Annotated in this window: 12 protein-coding genes; 9 read left to right on the plus strand and 3 right to left on the minus strand. The window is 70.7% G+C overall.

Going from position 1 to position 16731, the window contains the following annotated elements; translation table 11 throughout:
* The first annotated feature begins 38 nt into the window (after positions 1-38).
* From AC3EO7_RS07770 to AC3EO7_RS07805, 8 genes are read left to right on the plus strand one after another with little or no spacing between them, the layout of a single operon-like run.
* Complete coding sequence (locus AC3EO7_RS07770) at positions 39-2759, plus strand: phosphoenolpyruvate synthase (RefSeq protein ID WP_435590842.1); 2721 nt, start codon at positions 39-41, stop codon at positions 2757-2759.
* Positions 2749-6429: an AMP-binding protein gene (locus AC3EO7_RS07775; RefSeq protein WP_435590843.1), complete on the plus strand. Its 3681-nt coding sequence runs from the start codon at positions 2749-2751 to the stop codon at positions 6427-6429. The genes AC3EO7_RS07770 and AC3EO7_RS07775 overlap by 11 nt, the downstream gene beginning before the upstream one ends.
* Complete coding sequence (locus tag AC3EO7_RS07780; protein ID WP_431962716.1) at positions 6426-6695, plus strand: acyl carrier protein; 270 nt, start codon at positions 6426-6428, stop codon at positions 6693-6695. Before AC3EO7_RS07775 ends, AC3EO7_RS07780 begins: the two co-directional genes overlap by 4 nt.
* Positions 6688-7779, plus strand: coding sequence for an SDR family oxidoreductase (locus tag AC3EO7_RS07785; RefSeq protein ID WP_435590844.1), 1092 nt, complete (start codon positions 6688-6690; stop codon positions 7777-7779). The genes AC3EO7_RS07780 and AC3EO7_RS07785 overlap by 8 nt, the downstream gene beginning before the upstream one ends.
* On the plus strand, positions 7776-8708 hold the full coding sequence (locus AC3EO7_RS07790) for a nucleoside-diphosphate kinase (RefSeq protein ID WP_431962720.1): 933 nt from the start codon (positions 7776-7778) through the stop codon (positions 8706-8708). The genes AC3EO7_RS07785 and AC3EO7_RS07790 overlap by 4 nt, the downstream gene beginning before the upstream one ends.
* Complete coding sequence (locus AC3EO7_RS07795) at positions 8705-9691, plus strand: ScbA/BarX family gamma-butyrolactone biosynthesis protein (RefSeq protein ID WP_435590845.1); 987 nt, start codon at positions 8705-8707, stop codon at positions 9689-9691. The genes AC3EO7_RS07790 and AC3EO7_RS07795 overlap by 4 nt, the downstream gene beginning before the upstream one ends.
* Positions 9688-10308, plus strand: coding sequence for a nitroreductase family protein (locus AC3EO7_RS07800; protein WP_431962724.1), 621 nt, complete (start codon positions 9688-9690; stop codon positions 10306-10308). Before AC3EO7_RS07795 ends, AC3EO7_RS07800 begins: the two co-directional genes overlap by 4 nt.
* Positions 10284-11240: a UbiA prenyltransferase family protein gene (locus tag AC3EO7_RS07805; protein ID WP_435590846.1), complete on the plus strand. Its 957-nt coding sequence runs from the start codon at positions 10284-10286 to the stop codon at positions 11238-11240. Before AC3EO7_RS07800 ends, AC3EO7_RS07805 begins: the two co-directional genes overlap by 25 nt.
* Positions 11241-11243: 3 nt before the next feature.
* Here the strand turns inward: AC3EO7_RS07805 and AC3EO7_RS07810 are convergent, their stop codons facing one another.
* The 3 genes from AC3EO7_RS07810 to AC3EO7_RS07820 form a co-directional block, all read right to left on the minus strand.
* The gene (locus AC3EO7_RS07810) at positions 11244-11417 is read right to left on the minus strand and encodes a hypothetical protein (RefSeq protein ID WP_435590847.1); all 174 of its coding nucleotides are present in this window, start codon (positions 11415-11417) and stop codon (positions 11244-11246) included.
* 30 nt (positions 11418-11447) lie between these two features.
* Positions 11448-12548, minus strand: coding sequence for a methyltransferase (locus tag AC3EO7_RS07815; protein WP_431962730.1), 1101 nt, complete (start codon positions 12546-12548; stop codon positions 11448-11450).
* A gap of 178 nt (positions 12549-12726) precedes the next feature.
* Positions 12727-15351, minus strand: coding sequence for a cytochrome P450 (locus AC3EO7_RS07820; RefSeq protein WP_435590848.1), 2625 nt, complete (start codon positions 15349-15351; stop codon positions 12727-12729).
* 68 nt (positions 15352-15419) lie between these two features.
* On the opposite strand from AC3EO7_RS07820, the gene AC3EO7_RS07825 reads away from it, so the two are divergent.
* The gene (locus AC3EO7_RS07825) at positions 15420-16700 is read left to right on the plus strand and encodes a glycosyltransferase (protein ID WP_435590849.1); all 1281 of its coding nucleotides are present in this window, start codon (positions 15420-15422) and stop codon (positions 16698-16700) included.
* Positions 16701-16731 lie beyond the last annotated feature (31 nt).

Here is a 16731-nt window from a genome sequence, read left to right on the forward strand (position 1 = left end):
GCTCCGGTGCGTCGATCAGGGGCGATGGGAGAGATGCCGTGCAGGTACTCGGGTCGTGGGACGAACTGGCGACGATCGTCGCGCGGGCGGGCGGCAAGGCGCGCGGATTGCACGCCGTACAGAACGGCGGCTTCCGTGTTCCGGAGTGGGTGGCGCTCGGCACCGACGCGTTCGAGCGCTTTCTCGCCGAACACGGACTGGCCGAGCGGGTTTCCGCGATCGGCGCGGCGGACGACCTGGAGCACGCGCTGGCGCTGGGCGCAGAACTGCGCGCCGCGATCGAATCCGCGCCGCTGCCCGCCGAGCTGCGGGAACTGATCGCCGACGGGTACGCCAGGATCGGCGGCGGGCCGATCGCGGTGCGCTCCTCGACGGTCGCCGAGGACGGCGCCGAGCACTCCTACGCGGGACAGTTCGACTCCTTCCTCAACGTCAACGGGGTCGCCGCGGTGGCCGACCGGGTGCGGGACTGCTGGGCGTCCGCCTTCTCCGAGCGGTCGATACGGTACGCCTTCGCGCGGGCGCTTCCGGTCGGCGGCGCGCCGGGCGTGGTGCTGCAACGGCTGGTGGCGGCACGGGCCGGCGGCGTGCTGTTCACCGCGAATCCCAGCACCGGCGCGCCCGGTGAACTGGTGATCAGCGCGGTGTACGGCCTCGGCGAGGGCCTGGTGTCCGGTGCGGTGGACGCGGACACGGTGACCGTCGAGAAGGCGACCGGCGCCGTGCTGGACACGGTCGTCGGCGACAAGGAGAGCCGCTACACCCCCGCCGCGGAGCAGGGGTGCGAGGTCGGCGAGGTGGCGGCGGCGCTGCGCGAGCGCGCCGTGCTCACCGACGCCGAGATCGCCGAGCTGGCGGAGCTCGGTCGCAAGATCGAAATCGTTTGCGGCGCACCGCAGGACATCGAGTGGGCGCTCGACGACGTGGGATTGTGGGTACTCCAGTCCCGCCCGATCACCACCGAACTGCGGCCCGCGAACACACCGGACGCACTGCTGCGCGGCGCGGGTGAGCGGCTCGCGCCCGGCGAACTGCGGATCTGGGACAACTCGAACATCATCGAGAGTTTCAGCGGCATCACCTCCCCGCTGACCTACACCACCGCGGCGGACATCTACGGTCGCGTGTACCGCGGCTACGCCGCCTCGCTGCGGGTGCCGCCCGCCCAGCTGCGGCAGACCGACGCGTGGACTCCGGTGCTGCTCGGCTACTTTCACGGCCGGGTGTACTACAACCTGCTGCACTGGTACCGGATGGTGGGCATCGCGCCGGGCTACCCGCTCAATCGCCGGGTGCTGGAGGCCGCGCTCGGGGTGGCCGAGCCGCTGGCCGACGATCTCGCGAAGACATTGCGGCCCTTCGTCTTCCGCAACCCGCTCGCCCGCCTGCGCTCCCGCGCGGTGACCACGGCGACCTATCTGCGCCGGCTGTTCGGCATCGACGCCATGGTCGACGACTTCCTCGCCGAGTTCTACCGCGTCTACGACGAATACGACGGCCTCGACTACGCGTCGCTGTCCGGTGAAGAGGCCTACGCCGCCTACCGCAGGGTCGATCGCGATCTCGTCGAGCGGTGGGGCCCGCTGATGGTGCTCGACGCGATCCTGCTGACCTGCACCGGCCTGCTCTACGCGCTGACCAAGGCGTTGCTACCGAAGGCGCCCGAGTGGTTCCTCTACGCGGTCGTCGGGCCCGGCGCCGACGTCGAATCGGCCGAGCCCGCCCGCGCGATGACCGCGCTCGCCAGGACGGTGGACGCGGATCCGGAGCTGACGGCGCTGGTGCGGTCGACCTCGCCGGACCGGCTGTTCGCCGCACTGGCCGATCACCCCGGCTTCCGCGCCGAGGTGGACGCCTACCTGGACCGCTACGGCTACCGCAGCCTGGACGAACTGAAGCTGGAGACGCCGGATCTGCGTGAGGACCCCTCGGGGCTGTTCATCATGCTGCGCAGCGCGCTCGGCCGGGTGCACGAGGCGGCCGCGCCGTCGGATCGGGGCGACGAGGCGGAGGCTTATCTCGACGCCCATGTGCGCGGCGCACGCCGCCGGGTCTACGAGCGCCTGCGGGGCAAGGTGTCGCGGTGCGCCGCCCATCGCGAGCGCCTGCGGTTCTGCCGCACCAGGGCTTTCGGCATGGTGAAGCGGATGATCCGGGCGATGGGCCGGGATCTGGCGGAACGCGGCGTGCTGGACGAGTTCGCCGACGTGTTCCACCTGACGGTGGACGAACTGCGCGGCTGCTACGAGGGCGCCGACACCGGTCCGTTGCGCGCGCTGGTCGCCGCCCGCAAGGCGCAGTGCGCCGCCGACGCCGAGCTGGTCGCGCCCGCGCGGTTCGTCACCAGGGGTGGCGCGTTCGGTCGGGCGGAACTGGCCGCGCAGGGCTGGGTGCCGGTCCGTGAGATGCCCGCGGCGGCGGTGGGCACCGTCCTCGGCGGCACGCCGTCGGCGGCGGGAATCGTGGAAGGCGACGCGGTGGTCGTCGGCGAGCCGGGCGATGTCGCGGGCGGCATCCTGGTGGCCTACCGGACCGACCCCGGCTGGGTCGCGGCGCTGCCCTCGGCGTCGGCGCTGGTGATCGAGCGCGGCAGCCCGCTGACCCACGTGGCGATCGTGGCGCGCGAGCTCGGGGTGCCGACCGTCGTTCAGGTCAAGGACGTCACGAAGAGAATACGGACCAGTATGCGAATTCGGGTGGACGGAACGGCCGGAACGGTTACTGTGCTGTCCGAAGGAGATCACCGCGATGGTATCTGACAAAGATGTTGCGGCCGTGCGAGATTGGCTCCTGCGGCCGGCGCGGGAGACGGGCGTCCACCTGGCCGACGAGGCCGACGGCTGGGAGTTTCGCAGCTATCACGAACTCGCCGAGCAGTCGTGGTCCATCGCCGCGCTGATGCGGGAACACGGACTCGCGGGCGGCGCGGGCGCCTGCGTGATCATGCCCACCGGATTCGCCTGCACCGCAGCCTTTTACGCGGTCTGGGCCTGCGGCGGTGTGTTCACGCCGATCGCGCCGCCCATGTTCGGCGATCTCGACCAGATCGTCGCGCACATCGCCGCCATCCTCGCCGCCGCCGAGCCGCGGCTGGTCGTGACCTCGCCGGAATTCGAGGACCTGGTGCGCCGGGCGGCGGTCGCCGCCGATCGGACCGACGAGCCGCTGGTGATCGGGGCACGGCGGCCGCAGGCGCCCGTCCGGCGCGAACTGGGCGCACCAGCGGACTGCGCGTTGTTGCAGTTCACCTCGGGTTCGACCGGCACGCCGCGCGGGGTGCGGGTCAGCTGGCGCAATTTGGCGAACAACATCGCCATGATCTCCCGGCTCGTCGACTGGCGTCCCGGCGAGGCCATGGTGTCGTGGCTGCCGCTCTACCACGATATGGGCCTGGTCGGCGCGTTCCTGACGACCGTCACGAACCAAGGCGATCTCTACCTGATGCGCCCGGACCAGTTCGTCCGCGACCCGGCTCGTTGGCTGCGCGCGATGGCCTCGGCCCAGCACACGCCCTCGCCGTCGTTCGCGTTGGGCTATGTGGCGCACCGCGTCCGGCCGGAGGAGATCGCCGATCTGGACCTGTCCGCTTGGCGCACTCTGGCCGTCGGCTCCGAGCCGGTGGAGGTGGCCGACCTGCAGGCGTTCGCCGAGCTCACCCGCCCCCGCGGCTTCTCGACGGACGCCTATACCCTGGCCTACGGACTGGCCGAGGCCACACTCATGGTGACCTCCTCGGCCCGGCGACGGCCGATCACCGCGCTGCGCCTCGATACGCCGAATCTGCGCTTCGGCCAACCGGTTCGGGTGCTGACCGAGGCGACCCTGGACGACGCCCACCGGGTCGAGGGCTCGGGGTGGATCACCGGCCTGGGGTTTTCGACACCGGAATCGACCGTCCGCGCGGTGAACGAGGCGGGGCGCGAGCTGCCCGACGGCGTGCTCGGCGAACTAGTGGTCGTCGGCGATTCGGTGGCCATGGGCTACACCGGGGACGACGACGGCGGCGCGACCCGGATCCGGGACGGCGAGCTCCGCACCGGCGATGCCGGATTCCTGTACCGCGGTGAGGTTTTCGTGCTCGGAAGGATGGGCACCAGCCTCAAGGTGCGCGGGCGCTCGGTGTTCATGGAAGACATCGAATCCCGGGTGGCGGGGGAGACCGGTCTCACCAAAGGCAAACTGGCCGCTGTCGCGCTCACCGAAATAGGCGCACCGGGCATCGCGCTGTTCGCCGAAGCCCCCTCCGGCGACTGGATAGCTCAGGCGCGAAGGGTGATTCGCGGTGAGCTCGGCACCGCCGCCGCGATCACCATCGTCACGGGTCCTCGGGGCACCATCCGGCGCACGTCCAGTGGTAAGCCGCGCCGCCGCCACCTGTGGCAGCTGTTCCGGGACGGCGAACTCACTGGGGTGGAAGTCCACGAAGCCGATGGAACAACCGCACTGACCGCCGCCGCGCAGCCCGGATCCGCTGCCCCCGAAGACCGCCGATCCGCAGACGCGGACGGCGCGGCGCCGGACGGCCCGCGATCGATGGTGTCCCGCGCCGAGCGCACGGAGGACGTTCGGCCATTGGCATCCGCCGAGCCGGTGCCCGCCCTGCCGACCGAGCGCGTGCGTCGACTCCTCGATTCCGCGCTGGAAAGTATTGCACTGCACGATGATTCGGCGGTGCTGTTCGAAGGATCGCTGGCCGAAGGCTTCGGCAACGAAGGCTCCGACGTGGACTTCCTCGCGGTCGTCCCCGGAAGCGAGGACCTGCCGACCTTGCCGACGGTCCTGTTCATCGACGGTCGCCGCGTGGAGGTCCGCACCCGCTCGGTGGCACAGCTGCGACGTCAGCTCGGTCAGGCGGCCGCGGGCGATCCGGCGGCGCTGAACGAGGATCTGCTCAACCGCTGCCAGCGTTTCCTGCGCGCCACGGTGGCCCGGCCCGGCGCGGTGGACATCGACGGCTTGCGCGCGCTGCTTCCGCACGACGACTTCCGAACTCGGATGTCGGAGTGGTGGACGGCCCGCGCGGTGCAGGCGCTGCGTTATGCCGCGGCGCTGCGCACGCTGCGCGCGCACGACGAGGCGAGCGAATGGGCCCGCGACGGACTGCTGCAAGCCATGAAGGCGTGGGCGGCCCGCCGTGGCGAGACCTATCTCGAGACCAAATGGCTGCCGAGCCAGCTCGATCGCATCGGCCCTCGCGATGTCATCGACCGCTACCGGGAGCTGAGCGACCCCGGGACGTGGACCTTCGAGACCCTCCGAGGGGACAACGGTGACGCCATGCCCGAGCCGACGACCAATGGACACCGCACAGTCGAGCCGGACTCGTTGTCCGCCACAGCATCCGGATCGGCACAGGCGGTGTCGCACCCTGACACCCCGGCCTTCCTCCCGGACTCCCGAGCGCGCCGCGCGGCCGAAGACACGACCTGGCGGCCGCTCTGGCAACTGGTTGCCGATCTCGGCATCGAGGAAACGACCGACGACCCGCACCGCATCCTGTTCGCCCGCCGCCCCGGCGTGACGACGTGGACCATCGGCGGCCGGGTGCACGTCGTCCGCCACGACCGCGACGTCTTCGCGCTCTCGGACGACGCTGCCCGCGCCTGGCGATCGGTGGTCTTCAAGCATTCCCTGCGCGACGTCCTTGCCCACGCCCCACGCGACATCACCACGGAACTGGCCGAATTCGTGCGACTCGGCCTGGTCGGGTTGCAGTGGCGCGGCGCGGGCCCGATCGAACCCGCGCTCGCCATGTGCAAGCCCGTCGCGCCCTACACGCCGGTGCCGAGCGCGCACCGGCCCGCGCTGGGACTGACCGGCGCGGCCCGCGACGACGCGATCGTCACCCTCGCGCCGCTGCCCGCGCGGCGCTTCACCGAGTGCGCACTGCACCTGGTGTGGTCGAACATCGTGCTGGAGAACGCCAGGGAGGATCTGGCTGGCGCGGTGAAGAACGGGCAGGGTGGTGTCGCCGATATCGCCGCGCATCGCATGGTCGCCATGGCGGTGCGGGTCTTGCTGTCCGCCTTCGGCGTTCATCCGCTGCCCGCCGACGTGGCGCCGGTCGCCACGGTCGCGCGCTCGGTGCCGCCGGGCACGCGGCGGCGCGCGGAGGTGCTGGCTCGGCTCGATGCCGCACGCCGGGTGCGGTTCTCGGAACTATTGCGCGGCGGCGACACCGTGGCGGGGCTGGCGACCCTCGACGATTTCGTCGCGTTGGTGCGCGAGGTGGCGGGCGGCGCCGATTCGGCGCTCGTCTTCCCCGCCTCGTTCGACTCGCGCGAACAGTGGCGGCGCACCCTCGCGATCGGCTACGACTGGCTGCGGCTGGCCGCCTACCTGAACACCGACCTGCCTCTCGACGAGGCTCGCGACCTGCTCACCACCGGTGGCCACCAGCCCCATCTCCGGGAAAGCGAACCCTCATGACCGCCGTCGCCGACACCACCCTGGCCGCCCGGGCGCGACGCCTCGTCCACACCATGGCGCCGCAACCGCCCGCCGACCTCGCCGACGAGCACCGCCTCGTGGAAGATCTCGGCTTCGACTCGCTGCGCCTGATGGAGCTGACCGTGGCGTTGGAGCGGGCTTTCGAGCTACCGAGGCAACGTCCGGAGGACCTCGTCGGGGTCCGCCGGGTCGGCGAGGTGATCGCGCTGGTCGTGGGCGCATCACGGGGGAACGGTCATGGGTGAGCGCGAGACCGTGCTGGTCACCGGTGCGACCGGCCTGGTCGGCGCCGAGGTGGTCGCTCGGCTCTCGGCCGCGAGCAGGCCGGTCGCCGCGGTGCTGCACAGCAACGCCGAGATCGTCCGCAACGACGGCACGGTCCTGGAGGCGGGCACGCCGGTGGCGGGTGACATCCGCCGCCCCGGCTTCGGCCTGTCGGCGCGCGACACGGCCGACCTGGCCGAGCGCGTGGGCGTGATCGTGCACTGCGCGGCCACCACCGCCTTCGACGCGCCCGCCGCCGACTACGACGAGCTCAACGTGCGCGGCGCAGAACACGCGATCGCCTTGGCGCTGGAGTGGGATGTGCCGCTGGTGCACGTCAGCACCGCGTACGTGTGCGGGATGCGCGGAGGGACGGTCCGCGAGGACGAGCTCGACGTCGGCCAGTCGTTCGGAAACGGCTACGAGCGCAGCAAGTTCCGCGCCGAACAAATGGTGCGTGCGGCAGGCGAGCAGGGACTCCAGTGGGCGATCGTGCGGCCCGGCATCGTCACGGGCGCTGTGTCCACCGGGGAGATCCGCGAATACAAGAACCTTTACACCGTCGTGAAGCTGATGGTCGAGGGCAAGCTGCGGACCCTGCCCGGCCGCTACGACGCCACGCTGGCGCTGGCGCCGGTCGACCACGTGGCCGACGTGATCGCTGCGGCCGTACTGGATTTCGACTCGGCGAGGTACCGCACGCTGCACGCGCTCGGTCGCGACGCGCTCTCGCTGCGCGAGGTGTCCGACGTGCTGGCCGAGTACCCGTCCTTCGAGGTGGCGACCTTCGTGCCGGAATCGGCGTTCGCCGAGGACGATCTGGATCCGGTCGAGCGCGAGTACTACCGCCGGATCGGCGCGCTCTACACCAGCTACTTCGTGCGCAGGCTCGACTTCGACACCACCCGCGCCGAAATACTGCTCGGCCGCCCCGCACCGCCCACCGGCAAGGAGTACCTGCGCCTGCTGCTGGACTACTGCCTGGAATCCGGCTACCTCGGCGTTCCGCTGCCTTCGATCGACGAAGTGTTGGCCGCCAACGGTTTCGGCGGAGTGCCGCGATGACGGCGACGCCACTGGATCGAGGCGGCGCGTCGCTGCACGCGCTGCTCGCCGAGCTGACGCCCACCGCCGCCAAGATCGACGCCTACGCGGACGACACGTACGTGCAGGAGGCCGTCGAACAGCTCGAGCGCCTCGGCATCGATCCGGTCGGCTTCGCCAGGCAGCACTCGTTGCTGTTGCTCAAACCGGACGCGATCGTGGCGCGCGCCATCGAACCGACCCTGCAATGGCTGCCCGCCAACGGTTTCCGCGTCGTCGCGGCGCACCGGATGCGGGTGAACCGGCACTTGGTGCGCGCGCTGTGGTACTTCGCGTGGAACATCGCCTCGCCCGAGCGCAGGCGGCTGGCCGATCTGCTGATCGGCATCTCGGAGGTGCTGGTGCTGGTGGTGCACGGCACAGACGACGCGCTGCCGGTGCCGATCCGCCTCACCGAGGGCAAGGGCGCCACCGATCCGCGCGAACGCAAACCCGGCGAACTCCGTTACGTGCTCGGCAGGCACAACTTCCTGCTGAACCTGGTGCACACCCCCGACGATCCGGCCGACGTGCTGCGCGAACTGGCCGTCTACTTCGATGAGGACACCCGCGCGGATCTGCTCGGGCAAGCGGCGGCGCGGGTGGACCGCACCGCGGCGGTCAGCGCGTTGGCCGCCGATCTGTACGCGAGTGTCCCGGTGCGCAGCTTCGACCGCGACGACGCGCTGCGCTCGATCCTGGACGCGCTGCGCCGCGCCGGAATCGACGCGGGCCCGGCCGAAGACGCGGACGGTGCGCGGCTGCTGTATTCGGCGTGGGCCGCGGGCGCGGAGCTGGATCCCTGGTCGGTCCTGGTGCTCGGGTCCTATGTGCTTCCGATGCGGGTCGGCTCGCAGCGCCAGACGCTGCCGCCGGTGGCCGCGCGAGAATGGTTGGAGGGCCGATCGTGACAACACCCGCGGCAGTCGAGAAGACCGCCACGCACAACCGCACCATCCCCAGGCAGCAGGCGCACCGCTGCGCGGTCTCGGAGGTGTTCGTCACCTCACTGGACGCCATCGGGCCCGACGCCTTCCTGGTCGGTGCGCAACTACCTCGCATGCATGCCTATTACGGCGACCACGCCGGATCGCTCGGCATGCGTCACGACCCACTGGTGGTGATGGAGGCAGCGCGGCAGGCGGCGATCGCCTCGACCCACGAGTTCTACGGCGTGCCCGCGGATATGGCGTTCATCGTGCGGACCTTCAACGGCACCGGCTCGGACACCCCGGCGTGGGAGATCGGCATCGCACCCGCCGATCTGGTGATGCAGGTGCGGGTACCGCGCAGGCATCGCCGCGGCGAGGCATTGCAGGGCTTGGACATGGTGCTGGAGATCTTCTCCGGCGGCGAGCCGATGCTCACCGTGGACGGTTCGTTCTCCTGGACGACGCCGAGGCAGTGGGCCGCGCTGCGTGATCAATTCCGAGAGAGCCTGGGAATCGGCGCCTTTCACGGGGCGGCGGCGCTGGGCGAGCGCGCCGAGGCGGCCGTGGTCGGCCGGGAGAACCGGCGCAATGTCGTGATCGCGGCCCCGGAAAGGGACGGTCGCGTCGCCCGTGCCGCCCTCGTCCCCGATCTGTCCCATCCGTTCCTGTTCGATCACCAGCTCGACCACGTGCCGGGCAGCCTGCTGATCGAGGCGTGCAGGCAGACCGCGCTGAGCATGGTGCTGCGCGACCAGCCCCGATTGGTCTGTCTGGCAAGCACCTTCGACCGGTTCGTGGAACTGGATCTGCCCGCCGAGTGCGTCGCCGAGATCACCGAGCCCGGCCTCGACACCACCGTCGTGCACTGCGAGATCCGGCAGGCCGGCGCCGTCGCGGCCTGCGTCGACCTCGAATTCGACGCGGACGCTTTGGATTCCGAGTCACTCGCGGACCCACGATGAACGCCGCCGAGCTGCTGCGGACGACCCGCGCGTTCCGCAGACGACTCGACCTCACCCGCCCCGTGGACCGCGCCGAGCTGCTGGACTGCCTCGACACCGCCGCACACGCGCCGAGCGGCACCAACCGGCAGCCGTGGCGCTTCCTCGTCGTCCAGGACCCGCGCACCCGGCAGCAGATCGCGGAGTTCTACCGCAAGGGTTTCGCGGCGTACCTGTCCGCCCGCACCCCGCGACCCGATCAGCTCGGCGACCTAGCCTCCGGCCAATACCTGGCCGAACGCATGCACGAGGTGCCCGCGCTGGTGCTGGCGTGCTCGCTGGGCCGCCCGCCCGCGACCGGTTCGGCGCTGCACCTGGCCAGCTTCTACGGCTCGATCTATCCGGCCGTCTGGAATTTCCTGCTCGCACTGCACGATCGGGGGCTCGGCGGCACCATGACCACCGCGCACCTGGCCTACGAGCGCGAGGTCGCCGAGCTGCTGGCCATCCCCTTCGACGAGGTCACGCAGGTCGCGCTGCTTCCGGTCGCGCACCTGCTGCCCGGCCCGCCGAAGGAGACCCCGCGCAGGCTGCCCGCGACCGAGGTCACCGCGTGGGAGCGGTGGGGCGGGGCGTGAACAGCGAGGTGCGGGCGCCGAGCCCGCTCGATTCGGTGCGGCGTCTCGCGCGCTTCACCGCCGTGATGTACAAGCCGCACTACCTGCTCTACGCCGTCGTCTTCGTGCTGGCCTTGGAGGGGACGGCGGCCCTGGTGTCCCAGCCGGAGACACCGTGGCAGCCGAGCTCGGCCACAGTTTCGCGCATCGTCGTCGTCGCCTTCGTGCTGCTGTATCTGCGGATGGTCGACGAACAGAAGGACCTGGACTACGACCGGGTGCACAATCCGGATCGGCCCCTGGTCACGGGTGCGGTGAGCACGGGCGAGCTGCGCGCGGCCATGGGCGTGCTGGCGATCGGAGCGGTCGGCGCGAGTCTCGTCCTGTCGGCGGTCTCCGGCGTGGCGATCGCGGCGGTTCTGGCGTACGGATTGTTCCTGTGGGCCGTGGAGCGGTGGTCGGCCGCGGTGCGCACCGGAATCCTGCTCAATCTCGTCGTCACGTACCCGATTCAGATCCTGATCGCAGGCTACGTGCTCATCTCGGCGATCGACACCGGAGAGGTCGCCGCCCGGTGGCAGGCGGTCGCCGCCGTGGCGATCTTCGCGGGCGCGTTCCTGCATTTCGAGTTCGCCCGCAAGACCGCACGGGAACGGCGGCCGGGGGAGCACCTGTACTCGAATCGGTGGGGGGTCACAGGTTGTGCGGTCGCGATCCTCGGGTTCGGCGTCCTCGCGGTGGCGGTCGATTCGGTTCTGGTCCAGCCGTGGGAGCGCAGCGGTGTGCGAGCCGTCGCGGCGTGGATTCCCGTGGCGCTGTTGCTGATTCCGGTGTACGGGGAATGGCGGTTCCTGCGTTCGGGCAAGCCCGAACATCCGGTCCTGCCTGCCGTAGCCTTCGTGTTCGCCCTCTACCTCGCGCTGATAGCGCAGGCGTTGGTGTGCACGACCTGAGCGTCAGCCGCCGTAGCGCCGGATGAAGTCCTGATCGGGGTCGGCGGCAGGGAGGGCGTAGTCGGACGCGCTGGGTCCGACATAGATCTCCTCGATGTGCCGCGTGGGCTCCGGCGGCAGATGCCGCCAGTGCGCGCGCGGGTCCTCGGAACGATCGCGAGATTCGTCGTGTGCCATGGCTTCCCCCTCTGGAGCACTGCCACGATGCTACCGATCGGCCGGGTATGCTTCCAGGATATTGTCCGGTGACGCGGTCGGGATGACGCGCAGCAACGTGAAGCCATAGCGCGCCAACAGCTCTCGATAGTCCGATTCGGTCCGTTCGCGGCCCCCGGCGTTCACCAGCATCTCGATATCGATGTACTTGCCGGGATGCGGCCGATTGTGCTCGGGCAGAACCAGTTCGACGAGCAGCAGCCGCGCGTCGGGGCGCATGACGGTGCGCAGCGTGCGCAGGATCCGGCCCGCGTCCGGTTCCGGCCAATCGTGGATGATGTGCTTGAGCAGGTAGGCGTCGCCGCCTTCGGGTACGGACTCGAAGAACGATCCGGCCGTGACGGTGCAGCGATCGATCACGCCGCGTTCGGCCAGACCCGGCGCCGCGTCGGCGACCACCTCGGGCAGGTCGAACAGGATGCCGCGGGATCGCGGTGCGCGGAGCAGGATCTCGGCGAGCAGGCTGCCGTGGCCGCCGCCGACGTCGACGATGGTGTCGTAGCGCGCGAAATCGTGTGCGGCCAAGAGCGGTTCGAGGGCGAGTGTGCTGATGCTCGTCATCGCGTTGTCGAACAGCTCGCCGAGCTCGCGGTCGGTCTGCACGTAGTCGAAGAACGGCATCCCGTTCAGCGCGGGCCCCACGGGCGTGCCGGTGCGCACCGCGTCGGTGAGATGCGACCAGTGGCCGCGATGCTGGGCGGACCCGAAGAACAGGAAGGCGTCGCGCAGTGAGACCGGGTTGTCCCGGCACAGTGCCCGCGCCTGCGGGGTCAGCCGGTAGGCGCCGTCACGCCGCCGCGCGAAGATGCCGTGGCTGATCAGCAGGCGCAACAGCCGGTGCAGCGCGTCCTCGTCGGCGCCCACCGCGGTGGCCAGCTCCGAGCCCTGTCGCGGACCGTGAGCGAGCTCGTCGGCGATGCCGAGCTCGGCGGCCGTCGCGATGGCCTGCGCCAGCCAGCCGGACGTCATCATCTCCATCAGCGCGATGTGGCCGGGGACCGTTCTCCGATGTAGCACGGCCAGCGCGTCGCGAAAGCGTTCGACGGCGCGCAGCAGGGGGAGGGGCGGAATCGTGGTTCGTCCGTAGGCCATGGGCGGTCCGTTCCATCGGTCGGTCGTAGGCGCACACGCTCACCGAGCAGCGTACGTCGCCCGCCCGGTTGTTCGATGGATATGGACAGGTCCCAGCCCGGAACAACGGGATGTCGCAGCCGCACGCGTCGGTCGTGCTCTGCTACGCCGATCGTCGCCCTGGTACGCCGCGCGCCGATCATCTGTGGTGCAGCACGACCGGCAGTTTGGACGGCGAGGGTACGAAATCGAGGGTGGTCGGCCGCACCCGGTACTTCGGATCGGGCGTCGGCCGCCAGTGCGCGAACAGCGCCGCGGTGGCAAGCGTGACAGTCATGACGGCGAAGTTGTTGCCGGGACAGTGCCGCTCTCCCACGCCGAACGGCAGGATCGCCTTCTTGTCGATCTCCTCGACCCGTCCGGCGAACCACCGATCCGGATCGAAGGTTTCGGGCGCGGGGTAGTAGCGCTCGGTGTGGTGCACGAGGTACGGGCTGTACACCACCGTCGCGCCGTCGGGCAGGGTGACGTCGCCGACGGTGACCGGTCCGTCGGCGGTCTGCGTGCTCACCCAGGGCCCCCAGAACCGCAACGTCTCCAGCACCACCAGCCGCAGATACGGCAGCGCGACCACGTGGTCCGGGCGGACCGGCGCGGTGCCGACGAAATCGTCCAGTTCTCTGCGCAATTCGTCACCGACCTCGCGGTTGCGCATGGTCTCGTGCCAGACCCAGGCCATGATCGAAGCCGTCGAGCCGACGCCCGCCGCCAGCATCAGGATCAGCTCGTCGACGATCTCCTCGTCGGACAGGCGCGCACCGGTCTCCGGGTCGGTGTGGCGGACCAGCGCCGAGAGCACGTCGTGGAAATCCCGGTCGGCCCTGCGGTATTCGGCGACCACCGCGCCGATCTGCGCCCGTAGCGCGGCGGACTTCGCGGCGAAGCGGCGATTCGCGACGACCCGGACCCGCCGGACCGGCGGCGGCAGCGCGGCCCGCTGGATCACTTGACCGAGCAGCCACGGAATGTTCTCGCGTACTTCGCGTTTCGCCGCCGCGCCGAAATCGGCGGTGAACAGGGTGGCCGAGATGATGTCCAGCACCAGCCGGTGCGCCTCGTTCACCAGGTTCAGCTCGCGATCGGCGGGGAGCGCGTCGGCCCACGCGTTGACCAGCTCCGCGGCGACGGTGGTGTACTCGGCGAGCCTGCGCCTGCGCAGCGCCGGGGCGATCATGCGGCGGCGCAGTTCGTGCGGTGTGCCGCTGAGCACGTTCGAGGCGCCGTGGATCACCTCGTGCATCGCCTCCCGCAGTTCCTCGCGATGGAACGACCCGGCCTCGCCGAAGCCGACCTCGCGAATCAGTTCGGGCGTCGTCAGCACATAGGCGGGGCGCGGGCCGAGGTAGATGCGCACGATCGGCCCGATCTCGGCCAGCCCGGCGACGAACGGCAGCCCGCCGCGCAACGCGGCGAGGCTGTGACCGAGCAGCGGGAGACGACCGGGAGCGGTGGGGATGGCCGCCTGCGCCGAAGCGCGGTCGGCGCCGCCCGTCAGGTCGGTGTATTCGGCGACGATCCGATCGGTCAGCCGCGACTGCCGAGCCGTGTCGGCATACTCGCTCAGGACCTTTCGCATCGGAATCAGCCGCGCCGGATCGGCGGCCAGATCGCGCAGGGTGGCGGCGATCGACTCGACCGAGGGGGCCGATGTCCGCACACCGCCGCCCGGCGGCACAGTCTCCGCGAGATCGGGATCGCAGTAGACCACCGGCAGCTCCATGGCGACGGCCTCCAGCAGCGCCATGCCCTGGGTGTCGAATCCCGTCGAGGGGAAGAGCAGTACGTCGTGCGCCGCCATCGCGGTGAGGCAATCGAGCTGAGGCACGCCGCCGTGCAGCCGGACGCGGTCCGCGAGTCCGCCCGCCTCGATCGCGGCGTGGGCCGCGGCCTCCAGATCTCCGGTGCCGTATATGTCCAGCGTGCAGCCCGGCGTTCGGCGGACGGCTTCGAGGGCTTCCAGCAGTCGCTTCTCCGGCGACAACCGTCCACACCACAGCACACGAAGGGGCGCTGCGTGTTTCGCGCTACTACCGGTGAAAGGTGCTGAGGTTTCGCTTGTTTCGCCGCTGCTCCCGGCGGCGTCGGTCGCCGACGGCGCGATCGCGGCCGCGGCGCGGGCGGCATCGAGCAGTGCGTCGTCGATACCGTTGGAAATCACCCGAATCGGGCGGTCCAACCCGTGCGCGCGGAACCGGTCGGCGAAGTGTTCGGTCGGCACGATCACCCGGTCGGCGGCGCGCGCGTGGTTCACCATCGTGTGCCAGGCGTGCCGTGCCGCGCGAGATTCCTCGTTGTGCGACAACGATTCCCGGTGCGCGACGAAGCGGCCGTGCAGCACCCGCACGGCGAGCGCGGACAGGTACGGCGTCGGCGAGGTGTGCTGGATGAACGCGTCGTCGCGGCTGTGCACCGTCTGCACGACCGGAATCCCGTGGCGGCGCGCGGCGCGCAGCCCGGCGATCGCGACACCGTAGGTGGTGTGCAGATGCACGACGTCGACCGGACCGCGGTCGGCGAAGGCCGCGTCGATGCGGCGACTGTTCTCCGGCGTCGGCAGCACCATCGCGAATCCGTTCACCCGCACGCCCGCGAGTGCCGAAAGGACCACCAGGTCCGAGTCGGGTTCGGTAGATTCCGGCGTGGGTGCGGCGAACACCGTGACCCGGTGACCGGCCCGTGCCAGACCGCGCCGCAGGGCGTTCACCGATGTCTGGATTCCGCCGAGAGTGGCGGGATGGAAGTCGGTGAACAACGCGACGTGCATGGCCACCACCGTACGGACGCAGGAGGTCCGATGAGGGAGAATCGCGCCGACCGGCGGGAGGCGACGGCATGAAGGTGGCGATACCGCTGACCGGCACGCGCGGGGACGTGCAACCCGCGGTGGCGCTCGGTCTGGAACTGCGCCGCCGCGGCCACGAGGTGACCGTCGGCGCTCCGCCCAATCTCATCGATTTCACCGCGCGCGCCGGGCTGACCGCGATCCCGTGCGGTCCGGACGTGCAGCAGCTGTACGCCTCCGACGAGGGGCAGCGCGCGCTGGCCGCGGGCAGCAGTTTCCGGTTGATGCAGCTGGTCGGCAAGCAGATGGCCGACTACGCCGAGCGGATGAACCGGGAGGTCGTCGAGGTCTGCCGAGACGCCGACATCATCGTCTCCACGCTGCTCACCGAGGATCGGGCCGCGTCGGTGGCTGAGGCGATGGGGGTGCCGATGGTGACCATGCACGGATTCCCCGGCCGCAAGAACGGGGCGTACCCGTTCCCCGGCGCGCTGCCGCCGCACTGGCGTCCGCCCGCCGCGGTCAACCGCGCGACCTGGGCGCTGGCCGAGAACCTGCGGCGGGTGGTCTTCCTGCGCTACCTCGACCAGCTGCGCCGCGAACTGGGCCTGCGCAGGTCGGTGGCCAGCCCGGCGGCCGTGCTGGATCGCCGCGGCGTGCCCGAGGTGCAGATCTACGATCGCGCGCTGGTGCCTGGTCTGGCCGAGGAGTGGGGTGAGCGCAGGCCGCTAGTCGGCTTCCTGCCGCTCGAGCGCTCGGCGCGCGAGGCGGTCGGTGAGCTCGCCGCCGATCACGGCGAGGTGCTGGCCTGGATCGCGGAGGGCGAGCCGCCGGTGTACTTCGGGTTCGGCAGCATGCCCATCAGAGACACGCACGCGGTGCTGGCCATCGTGGAGCAGGTCTGCGCGCGGCTCGGCAGGCGCGGGCTGGTGAGCGCGGGATGGAGCGATCTGGACGCCGCGAACGCCGAGACCGGCCCGAACGTGCGGGTCGTCGGACCGCTCGCGCACGACATCGTCTTCCCGCTGTGCGCCGCGGCCGTGCATCACGGCGGAATCGGCACCACCTTCGAGAGCCTGCGCGCAGGCCTGCCGACGCTGGTCTGCTCGGTGTCGTTCGATCAGCCGATGTGGGGCGGTCAGGTCGCACGGCTCGGAGTCGGCGCGCATCTGCCGTTCCAGCGGCTGGACGCGGAGCGGCTGACCGAAGGCGTCCGGACCCTGCTCGCACCGGAGACCAGGCAGCGGGCGAAAAGCCTGGCTGCGCGGCTGCATTCGAGCTCGGACGCGACCCGGCGCACGGCCGACATCGTCGAGCGTGCCGCGACGTGATCCTGACCGCGTCCAACGCCTTCGGTACCCG

Source organism: Nocardia sp. bgisy118 (genome assembly GCF_057708605.1).